This window comes from Flavonifractor sp. An306 (assembly GCF_002159455.1).
Lineage (GTDB): Bacteria > Bacillota > Clostridia > Oscillospirales > Oscillospiraceae > Flavonifractor.
Genome location: NZ_NFIQ01000204.1, coordinates 1 through 1,135, shown reverse-complemented (window position 1 = coordinate 1,135; position 1,135 = coordinate 1). Strand labels below are relative to the sequence as shown.

The 1,135-nt window shown below is 55.3% G+C and carries 1 protein-coding gene and 2 pseudogenes; all 3 read left to right on the top strand.

Annotation, left to right across the window (positions count from 1 at the left end; all coding sequences use genetic code 11):
* Nucleotides 1-184: pseudogene (locus B5F88_RS19635) on the top strand (hypothetical protein); the annotation flags it as partial.
* Nucleotides 185-433: 249 nt separating this feature from the next.
* Nucleotides 434-850 (top strand): hypothetical protein, encoded by a 417-nt coding sequence (locus B5F88_RS19625; RefSeq protein ID WP_242959901.1) that lies wholly within the window; start codon nucleotides 434-436, stop codon nucleotides 848-850.
* A 14-nt stretch (nucleotides 851-864) separates the two neighbouring features.
* Nucleotides 865-1,135 (top strand): annotated as a pseudogene (locus B5F88_RS19620) (hypothetical protein); the annotation flags it as partial.

Sequence of the window (1,135 nt, the reverse complement as noted above, 5' to 3'; positions counted from 1 at the left end):
CTATTCCGACCGCTATCTTGACGCCAGAAATCCCTCTCCCGCCGAAACCGACTTCTTCACCGTCACAAGGATGGATGCCTGGGGCGTGAGCACCTGGTTCATGTGTACCACAGAAGCCGCCGAGAAGCTGATCGCCATGAATTACGACAATCTGGCCGTCCAGGAAACCACCATTGTGGGATAGGAGAAAATGAATGATGACTTTGGAACAACTGCCCCCCAAGGGCGTAAAGCGAGAACAGGCCATTTTGGAGCTGGGCAAGGATGAAGCAAACGGCGAACTGCTTCTCCAGCTTGTGAATACAGAAAAGGGCAAGTGCAAAACGGCTGCTCAGAAGGCCTTGGCGCATCTGGAGTATGCCCCTGCTGCCCCGCTGTGGGCCAAGCTGGTCAAGGGCAAATGGATGGGCAGCAATATGAGCTTACCACTAACATGGAGCACCAGAGTACCCTGTGGCACACTACCCCCTTTGGCATGGTGTTCCTGTGCCGAATTCTGGAGAAGGCCCTAGCAGACAGCGGACAGAACCCTGTGGCCCATTTCCTGGCCGGGGAACTGCTTGACTTCTTTGCCTGCATCCTCCAGTGCTTTCACGACGGAGATGAGATGGAACACGCCGAGGCGCTGCCGCTGTTCTCCGATCTGCTGAAGGAAGAATACCTGTGGTCGGAGGAATACGACGAGGAAGAAGATGAGATGCGCTACGAGGAGGACGAGGTCTTCCCCGATGACCTGTTCTACAGCTTCTATTACTACTCCTGGCAAGCGGTGAAAGCCTACCAGGATGTATTGGAGCAAGTCCCGGCAGAGTTTTCCAAGCCCGCTGCCGAGGTGCTGGAACTGCTGTAAAGGAGGCTACACCGATGTTTGAAGAATTCTATGAGATGTACGAGCCCGAGGAGCAGGAAGTGGTCGCCCTGATCAATCGCTGCATTGGGGGCGGATTTAACTGGAAAGGCAACTTTTGGGAAATGACCGTTGTGACGCTGGGCATGGTGTTCTGTGACACCGGCAAGGTCAGCACCAAAGAGGAACGACTGGATTGGCCGGTCACCGAGGAGGAACGCAATAGCGACAAGGGCTGGGGACGCTTTGGCAAGGAGCAGATCTGCCGCCTGAAGATCCGCCGGATGA

Bases quoted from the DNA above. Each gene is read 5' to 3' on its own strand.
- B5F88_RS19625 (WP_242959901.1), top strand. From the start codon at position 434: ATGGAGCACCAGAGTACCCTGTGGCACACTACCCCCTTTGGCATGGTG.